This window comes from Duganella sp. BJB1802 (assembly GCF_013369445.1).
In the GTDB taxonomy this organism is placed as follows: domain Bacteria; phylum Pseudomonadota; class Gammaproteobacteria; order Burkholderiales; family Burkholderiaceae_D; genus Rugamonas; species Rugamonas vulcania_A.
The window spans coordinates 488,727-500,882 of sequence record NZ_JABWEF010000002.1; the positions used below are offsets into that span (position 1 = coordinate 488,727).

At 66.7% G+C, this 12,156-nt stretch carries 13 protein-coding genes; 8 read left to right on the forward strand and 5 right to left on the reverse strand.

Annotation, left to right across the window (positions count from 1 at the left end):
• Nucleotides 1-20: 20 nt before the first annotated feature.
• The 3 genes from HUX88_RS05320 to HUX88_RS05330 form a co-directional block, all read right to left on the reverse strand.
• Nucleotides 21-1,028: an NADP-dependent oxidoreductase gene (locus tag HUX88_RS05320; protein WP_176361074.1), complete on the reverse strand. Its 1,008-nt coding sequence runs from the start codon at nucleotides 1,026-1,028 to the stop codon at nucleotides 21-23.
• Between the two features lie 24 nt (nucleotides 1,029-1,052).
• Nucleotides 1,053-1,859: an oxidoreductase gene (locus HUX88_RS05325; RefSeq protein ID WP_117013741.1), complete on the reverse strand. Its 807-nt coding sequence runs from the start codon at nucleotides 1,857-1,859 to the stop codon at nucleotides 1,053-1,055.
• Nucleotides 1,860-1,927: 68 nt separating this feature from the next.
• On the reverse strand, nucleotides 1,928-2,536 hold the full coding sequence (locus HUX88_RS05330; RefSeq protein ID WP_176361075.1) for a TetR/AcrR family transcriptional regulator: 609 nt from the start codon (nucleotides 2,534-2,536) through the stop codon (nucleotides 1,928-1,930).
• A gap of 79 nt (nucleotides 2,537-2,615) precedes the next feature.
• Here HUX88_RS05330 and HUX88_RS05335 point away from each other — a divergent pair, with 79 nt between their 5' ends.
• From HUX88_RS05335 to HUX88_RS05350, 4 genes are all read left to right on the forward strand, one after another.
• Nucleotides 2,616-3,053, forward strand: a complete 438-nt coding sequence (locus tag HUX88_RS05335) for a helix-turn-helix transcriptional regulator (RefSeq protein ID WP_176361076.1) — start codon at nucleotides 2,616-2,618, stop codon at nucleotides 3,051-3,053.
• Complete coding sequence (locus tag HUX88_RS05340) at nucleotides 2,954-3,397, forward strand: SRPBCC domain-containing protein (protein WP_176361077.1); 444 nt, start codon at nucleotides 2,954-2,956, stop codon at nucleotides 3,395-3,397. Before HUX88_RS05335 ends, HUX88_RS05340 begins: the two co-directional genes overlap by 100 nt.
• 1 nt (nucleotide 3,398) lies before the next feature.
• Nucleotides 3,399-3,746 carry a GFA family protein gene (locus HUX88_RS05345; protein ID WP_176361078.1) on the forward strand — a complete coding sequence of 116 codons (348 nt, stop codon included), beginning with the start codon at nucleotides 3,399-3,401 and terminating at the stop codon, nucleotides 3,744-3,746.
• Between the two features lie 62 nt (nucleotides 3,747-3,808).
• The gene (locus HUX88_RS05350) at nucleotides 3,809-4,189 is read left to right on the forward strand and encodes a gamma-glutamylcyclotransferase family protein (protein ID WP_117013737.1); all 381 of its coding nucleotides are present in this window, start codon (nucleotides 3,809-3,811) and stop codon (nucleotides 4,187-4,189) included.
• Between the two features lie 61 nt (nucleotides 4,190-4,250).
• Here HUX88_RS05350 and HUX88_RS05355 read toward each other — a convergent pair whose 3' ends face one another.
• A complete protein-coding gene (locus HUX88_RS05355; RefSeq protein ID WP_176361079.1) occupies nucleotides 4,251-6,482 on the reverse strand; it encodes an NADP-dependent isocitrate dehydrogenase in 2,232 nt (743 codons plus the stop codon).
• 380 nt (nucleotides 6,483-6,862) lie between these two features.
• On the opposite strand from HUX88_RS05355, the gene HUX88_RS05360 reads away from it, so the two are divergent.
• The 4 genes from HUX88_RS05360 to HUX88_RS05380 all read left to right on the forward strand — a co-directional run bounded on the left by HUX88_RS05360 (nucleotide 6,863) and on the right by HUX88_RS05380 (nucleotide 11,639).
• Nucleotides 6,863-8,563: a methyl-accepting chemotaxis protein gene (locus HUX88_RS05360; RefSeq protein ID WP_117013736.1), complete on the forward strand. Its 1,701-nt coding sequence runs from the start codon at nucleotides 6,863-6,865 to the stop codon at nucleotides 8,561-8,563.
• A gap of 15 nt (nucleotides 8,564-8,578) precedes the next feature.
• On the forward strand, nucleotides 8,579-9,208 hold the full coding sequence (cysC, locus tag HUX88_RS05365; protein ID WP_117013735.1) for an adenylyl-sulfate kinase: 630 nt from the start codon (nucleotides 8,579-8,581) through the stop codon (nucleotides 9,206-9,208).
• 988 nt (nucleotides 9,209-10,196) lie between these two features.
• Nucleotides 10,197-11,312 carry a sulfotransferase gene (locus HUX88_RS05375; RefSeq protein WP_176361080.1) on the forward strand — a complete coding sequence of 372 codons (1,116 nt, stop codon included), beginning with the start codon at nucleotides 10,197-10,199 and terminating at the stop codon, nucleotides 11,310-11,312.
• 90 nt (nucleotides 11,313-11,402) lie between these two features.
• Entirely contained in the window at nucleotides 11,403-11,639 is a 237-nt protein-coding gene (locus HUX88_RS05380; RefSeq protein WP_176361081.1) for a hypothetical protein, read from the forward strand.
• Nucleotides 11,640-11,843: 204 nt separating this feature from the next.
• On the opposite strand, the gene HUX88_RS05385 is transcribed toward HUX88_RS05380, so the two are convergent.
• Nucleotides 11,844-12,156 (reverse strand): response regulator (locus tag HUX88_RS05385; protein ID WP_176361082.1); only part of this gene is annotated, 313 nt, incomplete at its 5' end.

Consider the following 12,156-nt stretch of genomic DNA (forward strand, 5'->3'; position numbering starts at 1 on the left):
GGTCAAGGCATGGTGGCGGCTCAGGCGTCGATCAGCTGCACCACCACCTTGCCTTTGGCGCGGCCTTGTTCCAGGTAGGCCAGGCCGTCCTTGGCCTGCGTGAACGGGAACACCTTGTCGATCACCGGACGGATGCGCCCGGCCTCGATGAGCTGCGTGATCTCGCCAAGCTGCTTGCCGTCCGGGCGTACGAACATGAAGGCGTAGGTGGCGCGGTGCCTGGCCGCGAGGCGGATGATCTTGCGGCTCAACAGGCCGAACACGAACCGCATCAGGAAGTTCATCCCGCGCGCGCGGGCGAAGGCGGCGTCCGGCGGGCCGACGAGCGAGACCACCGCGCTGGCCGGCTTCAGGACGCCGATGGCCTTCTCCAGCCCGTCGCCGCGCGTCGTGCCGAGCACGGCGTCGTAGCCCTTCAGCACTTGCTCGACTTGCTGCTTGGTGTAGTCGACCACCTCGTCGGCGCCCAGGCCGCGCACCAGCTCGACGTTGCCGCCGCTGGTGGTCGTGCCTACCGTGGCGCCGAGGTGCTTGGCCAGCTGGATCGCGAACGTGCCGATGCCGCCCGAGCCCGCCGGGATGAACACCTTCTGCCCGGGCCGCAGCCGCAGCCGTTCCTTGAGCGCCTGCCATGAGGTCAGCCCCACCATCGGGATCGAGGCGGCCTGCACGAAGCTGAGGTTGGCCGGTTTCGGCGCGGCGGCATACTCGGGCACGGCGGCATATTCGGCCAGCGTGCCGGTGCCCAGGTCGAAGACGCTGGCGTACACTTCGTCCCCCACCTTGAAGCGGCTGACGCGGCTGCCCGCTTCCACCACGATGCCCGCAACGTCGCTGCCCAGCGTGGCCGGCAGCTGGAATTTCAGGATGGGCTTGAAGTCGCCCTTGGGGATCACGTAGTCGATGGGATTGAGGCCGACCGCGTGGACCTGCACCAGGATTTCGTCCGGCTTGATCGCGGGACGCGGAATGTCGGCGAATTCGACCACGCCGGGCTTGCCGTACCGCTTGAGGATGAGTGCCTTCATGATTGCCTTCTTTTCGTTGTAGTCTTATGCCAGCCGCAGGTCCTTGCGCATGCCCGCGTCCATCACGCCGGCCGGCGCGAAGGTGCGCAGCAGGCGCAGGCGTCCGGCCAGCGTACCAGAGGTGTAGCGCAGTTTCGGCGCGCGGGCCAGCGCCGCTTTCAACACCGTCGCCGCCACCACTTCCGGCCCATCCGCGGTCGCCATGACTTCCTGCACGCGCCGGGTGACGGCGGCGCGCACCTCGCCGTAGGCGTCGAGCTTGGCGTCCGCCGCCAGCATGTTGGCGTCGAACGGGGTGCTGGTGTAGGCCGGCTCGATGACGACGGCGCGGATGCCCCAGTTGCGCAACTCGTGGTCCAGCGATTCGGTGTAGCCCTCGACCGCGTGCTTGGTGGCGGCGTACAGCGCGGCATACGGCATCGGCAGGAAGCCGAGCACCGAGCCGATGTTGACGATGCGTCCGGCGCGCTGCGCCCGCATGTGCGGCAGCACGGCGCGCGTCATGCGCACCAGGCCGAAGAAGTTGGTGTCGAAGATGGCTTGGGCCTGCCCGATCGAGCTTTCCTCGGCGCCGGCCGGCGCCACGCCAATCCCGGCGTTGTTGACCAGCAGATCGATGCGCCCCTCGCGCCCGATCACCTCGGCGACGGCGGCCTGCACCGAGGCGTCGCTGGTCACGTCCAGCGACAGCATCTCGACGCCCTGCCGCGCCGACTGCGCGCCACGGCGGCTGGTGCCGTACACCTTGAAGCCGGCCTCGGCCAGCCGCTTCGCCGTGGCGGCCCCTATGCCGGACGAGGCGCCGGTGACCAATGCGATCTTGCTGCTCATGGTATTTCCTCTCAAGTGAATATGATGGTCATCATATTTTAATGCAAAAAAAACGGCCGCCCGTCGCTTCAGGCGGCCTTCGGGCTCAGTTGATTCAGGGTGGCCGCGCACAGCGCCGCCGACAGCTTGGGATCGTCCACCGCGCGCGCCATCATGGTGGTGCCGATCAGGGAACACACCAGCGCCATCGCCCGCTCGTGCGCCTGCGGCTGGCCCCAGTCGGGCATCTGGCGGGCGAACAGGTCGATCATTTCCTTGATGTGGATGGTCGCGGCGCGCCGCACCTCCGGCGCCTGGCGCGGCATTTCCGAACCCAGCGCGGAGACCGGGCAGCCGGTCTCGATGGCGTCGATGTGCTGCGGCGACAGGTAGGCTTGCATCATGGCCTGCAGCGCCTGCCCGGGCGGCGCGGCGGCGGCCACCCGCGCGGCCAGCGCGACCGACTCGGCGCCGGCGCGGTCGCCGGCCTCGGCCAGCAGCGCGTCGCGCGATTCGAAGTGCGCGTAGAAACCACCGTGCGTCAGGCCCGCCTCCTTCATGATGTCGGCCACGCCGGTGCCGTCGTAGCCGCTGCGCCGGATGGCGCGCGAGGCCACCTCCACGATGCGTTCGTGGGTGGCTTCCTTGCGGCTGACGGCTGCGCGTTTGGTTTGTTTCGATTCCATGATGGTCATCATATCCTATTTTTTGCCGCCGTGCACGCGACCGTTCAAAACCCGCTTGACATGGCGGCCGTCTTTGCCAATACTATACCTTATGGTTAAGTATAACGATCCCCAGCTGGACCTGATCTTCGCGGCGCTGTCCGACGCCACGCGGCGCGGCGTGCTGGCGCAGCTGGGCAACGGCAGTTGCACCGTCACGGAGTTGGCGCAGCAATACGAGATGTCGCTGCCCGGCTTCATGAAGCACCTGGCCGTGCTGGAAACAGCCGGCCTGATCGCCCGCTCGAAGGAGGGACGCGTGGTGCGCTGCGAGCTGCATGCCGCGCCCATGCAGGACGCCGCCATGTGGATCGCCCATTACCAGCGTTTCTGGACCGGCCAGCTCGATGCGCTGGGACGCTATCTCTATCACCAGGAGGAAGTCGCATCATGCCAACCGCAGAACAACCCGCCCAAGTCAACCTCCGACGGGTCTACCCCGTCGCCCCCGAAAAAGTCTGGCGCGCGTGGACCGACCCGCAAGCGCTGAGCCAGTGGTTCGGCCCCGGCGAGGCCTCGCTGACCAGGGCGGACATCGACCTGCGCGAAGGCGGCCAATACCACCTCGCCTTCGCCGGCCCCGACGGCGGCCTGAACCAGATGACCGGCGTGTACCAGGAGGTGCGCCCGTTCACGCGGCTGGTGTTCACCTGGGCCTGGCACAGCACGCCGGAACGGGTGTCGCGGGTCAGCATCGACCTGGCGCCGGTGGCCGAAGGCACCGAGCTGCGCTTCGTGCACGACCGCTTCCTCGACGAACAGGCGCGCATCAACCACGAGCGCGGCTGGGCATTTTTCTTCAGCAGTCTCGATCGTTTTTTACAGGAGGTGTGAAATGAAATACCAGGGAAGCTGCCACTGCGGCAGAGTGAAGTTCGAAGCCGAGGGCGAGATCACCTCGGCCATGTCCTGCAATTGCTCGATGTGCCAGCGCAAGGGCACCTTGATGTGGTTCGTGCCGCGCCCGGACATGTATCTGCTGACGCCGGACGACAACGCCAGCACCTATCTGTTCAACAAGCATTTGATCAAGCACCGCTTCTGCCCGACCTGCGGCATCTCGCCCTACAGCGAGGGCACGGCGCCCAACGGCGAGGCCATGGCGGCGATCAATATCCGCTGCATCGAGGGCATCGACCTGGACGCCATTCCGGTCAAGCACTATGACGGCCGCGCGATTTAATCCGCTCGACCTCCGGTGGCTTTGCTTTTAGAATAAGATTCCGAACCGATAAGGCAGCGCGAATGAAATCCAGCTCCACCGATGCAACCGAGATGCTGTTCTCCTACGGCACGCTGCAACAGCCGGAAGTGCAGATGGCCACCTTCGGCCGCCTGCTGTCCGGCCGCCAGGACAGCCTGCCGGGCTATCGCCTGTCGGCGGTGGCGATAGACGATCCGGCCGTGGTCGCCACCAGCGGCAAGACGCATCATCCGATTGTTTCCCGCAGCGGGTCGCCGGACGATCAGGTGGCCGGCGCGGTGCTGGCGGTGACGGCCGAAGAGCTGCGCGACTCGGACCGCTACGAGGTGGCGGCCTACCGCCGCCAGAGCGTGACGCTGGCTTCGGGCACGCTCGCCTGGGCGTATGTGGACGCGCGCGACGCGCCGCCCGGCGTCGGCTAACGGCGCGGCCATAAAAAAGGGCAGCCTCAGCTGCCCTTCCTGTTACCTCACCACGCTAGATTCAGATCGCTGCAATCGCCGCGTTGAACGTCGCGCTTGGACGCATGACCGCTTCGGTCTTGGCCGGATCCGGGTAGTAGTAGCCGCCGATGTCCATGGCCTTGCCCTGCACCGAGTTCAGCTCTTCGACGATCTTGGCTTCGTTGGCCGCCAGCGTCTTCGCCAGTGGCGCGAAGTAGGCTTGCAGTTCAGCGTCCTCGGTCTGCGCCGCCAGCGCCTGCGCCCAGAACAGCGACAGGTAGAAGTGGCTGCCACGGTTGTCCAGCTCGCCCGTGCGGGTCGATGGCGACTTGTTGTTGTCCAGCAGCTTGCCGGTGGCTTCGTCCAGCGTCTTGGCCAACAGCTTGGCCTTGGCGTTGCCGGTCTTGATGCCCAGGTCTTCCAGCGACACCGCCAGCGCCAGGAACTCGCCCAGCGAATCCCAGCGCAGGTGGTTCTCTTCCACCAGCTGCTTGACGTGCTTCGGTGCCGAACCGCCGGCGCCGGTCTCGTACATGCCGCCGCCGGCCATCAGCGGAACGATCGACAGCATCTTGGCGCTGGTGCCCAGTTCCAGGATCGGGAACAGGTCGGTCAGGTAGTCGCGCAGGATGTTGCCGGTCACCGAGATGGTGTCCAGGCCGCGGAAGGCGCGCTCCAGCGTGTAGCGCATGGCGCGGGTCTGCGACATGATCTGGATGTCCAGGCCCTTGGTGTCGTGGTCCTTCAGGTAGACCTGCACCTTCTTGATCACTTCGTTCTCGTGCGGACGATAGCTGTCCAGCCAGAACACGGCCGGCATGCCGGAGTTGCGGGCGCGGGTGACGGCCAGCTTGACCCAGTCGCGGATCGGCGCGTCCTTGACCTGGCACATGCGCCAGATGTCGCCCGCTTCCACGGTCTGGGTCAGCAGCACTTCGCCGGTGGCCAGGTCGGTGATGTTGGCGGTGCCGCCTTCCGACACTTCGAAGGTCTTATCGTGCGAGCCGTATTCCTCGGCCTGCTGGGCCATCAGGCCGACGTTCGGCACGGTGCCCATGGTCTTCGGATCGAAGTTGCCATGCCATTTGCAGAAGCCGATCATCTCCTGGTAGATGCGGGCGAAGGTCGATTCCGGCATCACGGCCTTGACGTCCTTCGGACGGCCGTCGGCGCCCCACATCTTGCCGCCGATGCGGATCATGGCCGGCATCGACGCGTCGACGATGATGTCGTTCGGCGAGTGGAAGTTGGTGATGCCCTTGGCCGAGTCGACCATGGCCAGTTCCGGACGGTTGGCGTGGCAGGCGTGCAGGTCCTTGAGGATCTCTTCCTTCTGCGAGGCCGGCAGCTTCTCGATCTTCTCGTACAGGTTGGCCATGCCGTTGTTGACGTTGACGCCCAGCTCATCGAACAGCGCCTGGTGCTTGGCGAACGCGTCCTTGTAGAAGATACGCACGCAGTGGCCGAACACGATCGGGTGCGACACCTTCATCATGGTGGCCTTGACGTGCAGCGAGAACATCACGCCGGTCTTGAAGGCGTCGTCGATTTCCTTCTCGTAGAACTCCAGCAATGCCTTTTTGCTCATGAACATGCTGTCGATGATCTCGCCGGCCTGCAGCGAGACCTTCGGCTTGAGCACGATGGTCTTGCCGGAGTCGGTGATCAGTTCCATCTTGACGTCGCGCGCGTGGTCCAGCGTCAGCGATTTTTCGCCGTGGTAGAAGTCGCCGTGGTGCATATGCGACACGTGGGTGCGCGATGCCTGGCTCCACTCGCCCATCGAGTGCGGGTGCTTGCGGGCGTATTCCTTGACCGCCTTCGGTGCGCGGCGGTCGGAGTTGCCTTCGCGCAGGACCGGATTGACCGAGCTGCCGATGCACTTGCCGTAGCGGGCCTTCAGGGCCTTTTCCTCGTCGGTCTTGGCTTCCTCCGGATAGTCCGGCAGCTTGTAGCCGCGCGCCTGCAACTCGCGGATGCAGGTCATCAGCTGGCCGACCGAGGCGCTGATGTTGGGCAGCTTGATGATGTTGGTGTCGGCGAGCTGGGTCAAGGCGCCCAGTTCGGCCAGGGTGTTCGGAACCTTCTGCTCGTCGCTCAGGTATTCGGGGAACTCGGCCAGCACCCGCGCCGCCACCGAGATGTCGCTGGAGGTCACGTCTACACCAGCCGATGCGGCGAATTTCTTGATAATAGGCAGCAGCGAATAGGTCGCCAGCATGGGCGCTTCATCGGTCAGCGTGTAGATGATTTTAGATTTCTGTGTTGCCATGTTCATTCCATGTCATGCGGGCGATACCCGCCGATTGAATTCTCTCCGTTTCGGATTACAAGATGATGTGTCGTAATCCGGCAACGGCCCCAGACTGCATTTTAGACCTGTTGGCGGCACATGCCCAGAGGCGGATTCTGCGTATGGTTTTTTTGTCTACGGTAAATGTAAAAAGAACATCCACCAAAGTTGCTACATGGCATCACTTCTGCAACTAAAAGTTTCAAACATTGATCTCGATACATATTTCATTGTTGCAGCAGTGTTGAAAGTGATTATGTGTGAGATTCCGAGCCGCACCGCCCAACTAAGATCGTGGAAGCGTTCCACCAAATTCTCATTTGGATATTTGGAATGCTTATATGCCCTAAGGAGGCGATATGAAATTTCAGAATTGGACCATAGCAAGCCGGCTGGGCCTGGGTTTCGGCCTGTGCGCCGTGTTTTTGTTGGTGATCATCGCGCTGGCCCTGAACAGCATGCGCCAGATCCAGGGACGCCTGGACGAGATCACCAAAATCAACGACGTGGAAACCAAACTGGCCCAGACCATGGACCTGACGGTTACAGAACGCGCGCTCGCCACGCGCAACCTGATCCTGCTCAAGGAAGACAAGGAAATCCAGATCGAGGTCACCCGCATCGGCGAGCAGGAGAAGAAATACGCGGCCGCCCAGGACCAGCTGGGCCAGATGTTCACCAAGCTGGCCGGCACCTCGAACGAGGAAAAGGAGTTGCTCGACCAGATCCGCAAGCAGGCCGACCAGGCCACGCCCTTCGTCCAGCGCGCCGCCGCGCTGGCGCTGGAGCAGAAGCAGGACGAGGCCTACAAGCTGCTGCGCTATGAGTTCCGGCCGGTGCAGAAGCGCTGGTGGGAATTGCTGCGCAAGCTGATCGCGGTCGAGGAGAAGCAGAACGTCGAGGCGTCCGAGGCGGCCGAGGTGGCCTACGGCCAGGCCCGCACCGTGATGCTGGTGATGGGCTCCCTGGCGCTGGTGACCAGCGTGCTGGCGGCCTGGCTGATCACCCGCGGCGTCACCCGCCAGCTGGGCTGCGAGCCGTCCGAGGCCGCCGAGATCGCCGGCCAGATCGCCGCCGGCAACCTCACCGTGCGGGTCGAGCCCAAGCACGGCGACGAGTCCAGCCTGCTGTACGCGATGCGCTCCATGCGCGACAGCCTGGCGCGCATCGTCAACCAGGTGCACGCCAGCACCGAGACCATCGCCGCCGCCGCCGGCCAGATCGCCTCCGGCAACCTCGACCTGTCCTCGCGCACCGAGCAGCAGGCCAGCACGCTGGAGGAGACCGCCTCGTCGATGGAGGAGCTCACCAGCACCGTGCGCCTGAACACCGACCACGCGCGCCAGGCCAACGGGCTGGCCGAGTCGGCCTCCGACGTGGCGGCCAAGGGCGGCGCCGTGGTGGCCCAGGTGGTCGACACCATGGCCGCCATCGACGTCTCGGCGCGCAAGATCGTCGACATCATCGCGGTGATCGACGGCATCGCCTTCCAGACCAACATCCTGGCGCTGAACGCCGCCGTGGAAGCGGCGCGCGCCGGCGAACAGGGACGCGGCTTCGCGGTGGTCGCCACCGAGGTGCGCAACCTGGCCCAGCGCTCGGCCGCCGCCGCCAAGGAGATCAAGGACCTGATCGGCGACTCGGTCGACAAGGTGCAGGCCGGCAACCGGCTGGTCGAACAGGCCGGCACCACCATGCACGACGTGGTCTCCAGCGTCAAGCGCGTCACCGACATCATGTCCGAGATCATGCTGGCCAGCCAGGAGCAATCGTCGGGCATCGAGCAGATCAACACGGCGGTCACGCAGATGGACGACGTGACCCAGCAGAACGCCGCGCTGGTCGAGGAGGCGGCCGCCGCCGCGCACGCCATGCAGGACCAGGTCAACAGCCTGAACGAGCTGGTCAGCGTGTTCCGCACCGAGGCCCCGGCCGCGCGGCCGGCGCTGCAGCGGGTGGCGGTGGCGGTGCCGTCGGCCATGCGGGCCCCGGCCCTGACCGCGGCGGCGCGTCCGCGCGGCCCGGCCAAGGTCGACACGCAGGAATGGGAACAATTCTAAAACGGAGGAATCGCAATGGGTAAGCTGGACAAGATCGACGACACGGCCGTGCGCGCCACGCCCCACATCTTCTGGCACGGCAGCCAGGTCGCGCCCGAGGCGCGCTGGCGGCAGGCCGGGCAGCGCGCCGCCACCATCTGGCTGACCGGCCTGAGCGGCGCGGGCAAGTCGACGCTGGCCAGCGCGCTGGAGGACAAGCTGGTGCAGGCCGGCCACCCGGCCTACGTGCTCGACGGCGACAACCTGCGCCACCACCTGAACCGCGACCTGGGCTTCTCGCCGGCCGACCGCCAGGAGAACATCCGCCGCAGCGCCGAGGTGGCGCGCATGATGAACGACGCCGGCCTGATGGTGATCTGCGCCTTCATCTCGCCGCTCCGCCAGGACCGCGAGATGGCGCGCCAGATCATCGGCGCCGACAACTTCCTCGAGACCCACATCAGCACCTCGGCCGACGTGTGCGAGGCGCGCGACCCCAAGGGCCTGTACAAGAAGGCCCGGGCCGGCCTGATCCCGGAGTTCACCGGCGTGTCGGCGCCGTACGAGCCGCCGCTGGCGCCGGCGCTGTCGCTCGACACCGGCATGCTGTCGCTGGAGCAGTCGTGCGACCGCCTGTTCCAGCAGCTGGCGCGCCGCTTCGTCTGAGCCGGCCATGACGCACTACGACGTCTTCAACGGCGACGCCGACGGCATCTTCGCGCTGCACCAGCTGCGCCTGGACACGCCGCGGCAGGCCGAGCTGATCACCGGCGTCAAGCGCGAGATCGAGCTGCTGCAGCGGGTGCCGCACGGCTGCGGCGGCCAGGTGACGGTGCTGGACGTCTCGCTCGACTGCAACGCCGCCGCGCTGCGCCGCGTGCTCGACGGCGGCGCGGCGGTCGAGTATTTCGACCACCACTCGGCCGACTGCGCCTTCGCCCATCCGCGCCTGCGGCTGCACTGCGACGGTTCGCCCGAGGTCTGCACCAGCATCCTGGTGGACCGCCACCTCGCGGGCCGGCGGCGGCCGTGGGCGGTGGCGGCGGCCTTCGGCGACAACCTGGACGGGCCGGCGCAGCAGCTGGCCGGGCAGCTCGGGCTGGACGCCGCCGCCGTGGCCGCGCTGGCCCAGCTGGGCCGGGTGGTCAACTACAACGCCTACGGCGAGAGCGAGCACGACCTGCACATCGCGCCGGCCGCGCTGTACCGCGCGCTGGGCGCCTACGCGCAGCCGCAGGATTTCATCGCCGGCAGCGAGCTCTACCGCATGCTGTGCGACGGCTACCGCGACGACTGCGCGCGCCTGCGCAGAACCTGCGCCCGCACGCCGAGCTCGACGCCGGCACGCGGTCCCGTCCTGCCGGCCAGCGCCTGGGCGCGCCGCGTCAGCGGCGTGCTGGCAACCAACTGGCCGCGCGCAGCGGCGCCTCGTTCGCCGTGCTCAACGAGCGCGACGACGGCAACCACCTGGTCAGCGTGCGCTCCGGCGCGCCGCCCGGCGCACAGCGCCTGCGGCTGCGCCAGCAATTCGGCAGCGGCGGCGGACGCAGGCCGCCGCCGGCATCAACCGCCTGCCGGCGTCCGAGCTGGGCCGCTTCATGGACAGCTTCCGCCGCTACTTCACCACCCCGCAAGACCTTATCCTTCAGAAAGAATGACCATGCAGAACACTTCAAGCAGCCAGCGCCCGCGTCCGGCGATGATGATCCCGCTGCGCCGCTGCGGCAGCCACGCGCTGCGGCTGCGGCTCAACATGTCGCCGCAGTTCTACTCGCCCTACCCGCTGCACATCGTCGACATGATGCCGCTGCTGCCGCTGTACGGCGACCTGCGCGACGACCGCGCCTACTTCAACCTGGTGGTCGACGTGGTCGGCCTGCAGGCGGTGAGCATGGTCAAGTGGCCGGAGGTGGTGTTCGATCCGGTCGAAATCTTCGAGACGCTGCGCAACCAGCCGCGCAGCATCCACCGCGTGGTGTGGGAGCTGCTGCTGCGCGCGGGCGAGAAGCGAGGCGCGCGGGTGGTGATGGACAAGTCGCTCGACAGCGTGCACTACGCGCAGGAGCTGATGACGCTGCTGCCGGACATGGTGTTCGTCAACGTGGTGCGCGATCCGCGCGCGCAGGTGGCGTCGATGAACCGCGCCATCATCCACGACTTCGACACCCTGCTCAACGCCGAGACCTGGCTGGCCGCGCACCAGGCGGCCGACCGCGTGATGCAGCAGTGGCCCGAGCGCGTGCTGACCATCCGCTACGAGGACTTCCTGTCGCAGCAGCAGCACACGCTGGAGGCGTTGTGCCAGTTCCTGGGCCTCGAGTTCCTGCCGCAGATGCTGGACGTGGCCGGCTCGCGCGAGGCGCGCCAGCTGTCGCAGATGTCGGCGCTGTGGTCGTCCAACTGCTACCCGCCGATCGCCGCCAACATCGACAAGTTCAAGCAGCAGCTCACGCTCGACGAGATCAACGTGATCGAGACGCTGACCGGCGACTACATGGACCGCTACGGCTACACCCGGCTGGCGGCCGGCGACGCGCAGCTGACGCCGGCGCGGCGCGAGCAGGCCGCGGCCAAGTCGGTCAGCGGGCGCGAGCAGGCCTGGCGCGACCTCGAACAGAGCAACTTCCGCGACTACGCGCTGCGCCGCAGCCGCGCCGACTACCTGGCCCGCCTGCGCGCGCGGCTGACGTCGCAGCCGGCGCCGAGCGGCCGCGAGCAGCTCGTCACGCTCGACCAGCTCGACCCGGCCGCGTTCGAGCCGGCCGACTGAGAAGCCGGCCGGGCCGGCCGGCTCCAGCGAGAGCGGGAGTGCGCCCATGATTGGACTATAATGGTTTCATCACAGTTGGAGCATGCTGTCATGAAACTCAAAGCCCGTCGTCCCGATCGGTTCCAGGCCCCGACCGCCTTGCAAGGTGATGCCCCATTCCTGGGCGCCACCGTCAGGCAATGGGACCGGGCCATCGTCGGCAATATGGAGCAGACTCTGGCGCAAATTAAACGGCAAGCCGCGTCGGCGCCAAAGCGCGACGTGGCCACCGCCACGACATTTGATGTCGCCAGTTACGCCAGCCGGCGCCTGCCCGCAGCCAAATAAACCCACCTGACGTCAACGCGGCCCCGGCCGCGTTTTTTCCAATGGCCGCTCCCCACGACAACGCCGAAGCCGATCCGCTGGTGGTGATATTCGCGGGGCCCAACGGCTCGGGGAAGGCGAACACCTGACGATCACCTACACGCCGGACGGCGCGCCGGTGACTGCACGCCAGCCAGTAGCCTGACGCCGTCCCGCGCCAAACCGCTAACCCAGCAACTCCACGCACTTGGCCAGCGCCAGCCGCAGCTCGCGCAGCTTGGGCGGCTTGCTCAGCACCTGGTCCACGTGCACCGGCGCCTCGCCGCTGTCGGGGATCAGGCGCTGGCCCCAGCCGGTCAGCAGGATCACCGGCGTGGCCGGCGCCACCCGCTTGACCGTCTCGGCCACCTTGCGCCCATCCACGTACGGCATGCCCAGGTCGGTGATCACCACCGCGAACCCCTGCCCCGCCTGCTCGGCCGCGCAGAAGGCGTCGATGCCGGCCTGGCCGCCGTCGGCCCGGGTGACCTCGTGGCCG

What these genes read in the sequence shown, in the direction of transcription:
- HUX88_RS05320 (WP_176361074.1), bottom strand. Translation starts at nt 1,028, where the DNA reads ATGAAGGCACTCATCCTCAAGCGGTACGGCAAGCCCGGCGTGGTCGAA.
- HUX88_RS05325 (WP_117013741.1), bottom strand. Translation starts at nt 1,859, where the DNA reads ATGAGCAGCAAGATCGCATTGGTCACCGGCGCCTCGTCCGGCATAGGG.
- HUX88_RS05330 (WP_176361075.1), bottom strand. Translation starts at nt 2,536, where the DNA reads ATGATGACCATCATGGAATCGAAACAAACCAAACGCGCAGCCGTCAGC.
- HUX88_RS05335 (WP_176361076.1), top strand. Translation starts at nt 2,616, where the DNA reads ATGGTTAAGTATAACGATCCCCAGCTGGACCTGATCTTCGCGGCGCTG.
- HUX88_RS05340 (WP_176361077.1), top strand. Translation starts at nt 2,954, where the DNA reads ATGCCAACCGCAGAACAACCCGCCCAAGTCAACCTCCGACGGGTCTAC.
- HUX88_RS05345 (WP_176361078.1), top strand. Translation starts at nt 3,399, where the DNA reads ATGAAATACCAGGGAAGCTGCCACTGCGGCAGAGTGAAGTTCGAAGCC.
- HUX88_RS05350 (WP_117013737.1), top strand. Translation starts at nt 3,809, where the DNA reads ATGAAATCCAGCTCCACCGATGCAACCGAGATGCTGTTCTCCTACGGC.
- HUX88_RS05355 (WP_176361079.1), bottom strand. Translation starts at nt 6,482, where the DNA reads ATGGCAACACAGAAATCTAAAATCATCTACACGCTGACCGATGAAGCG.
- HUX88_RS05360 (WP_117013736.1), top strand. Translation starts at nt 6,863, where the DNA reads ATGAAATTTCAGAATTGGACCATAGCAAGCCGGCTGGGCCTGGGTTTC.
- cysC (WP_117013735.1), top strand. Translation starts at nt 8,579, where the DNA reads ATGGGTAAGCTGGACAAGATCGACGACACGGCCGTGCGCGCCACGCCC.
- HUX88_RS05375 (WP_176361080.1), top strand. Translation starts at nt 10,197, where the DNA reads ATGACCATGCAGAACACTTCAAGCAGCCAGCGCCCGCGTCCGGCGATG.
- HUX88_RS05380 (WP_176361081.1), top strand. Translation starts at nt 11,403, where the DNA reads ATGAAACTCAAAGCCCGTCGTCCCGATCGGTTCCAGGCCCCGACCGCC.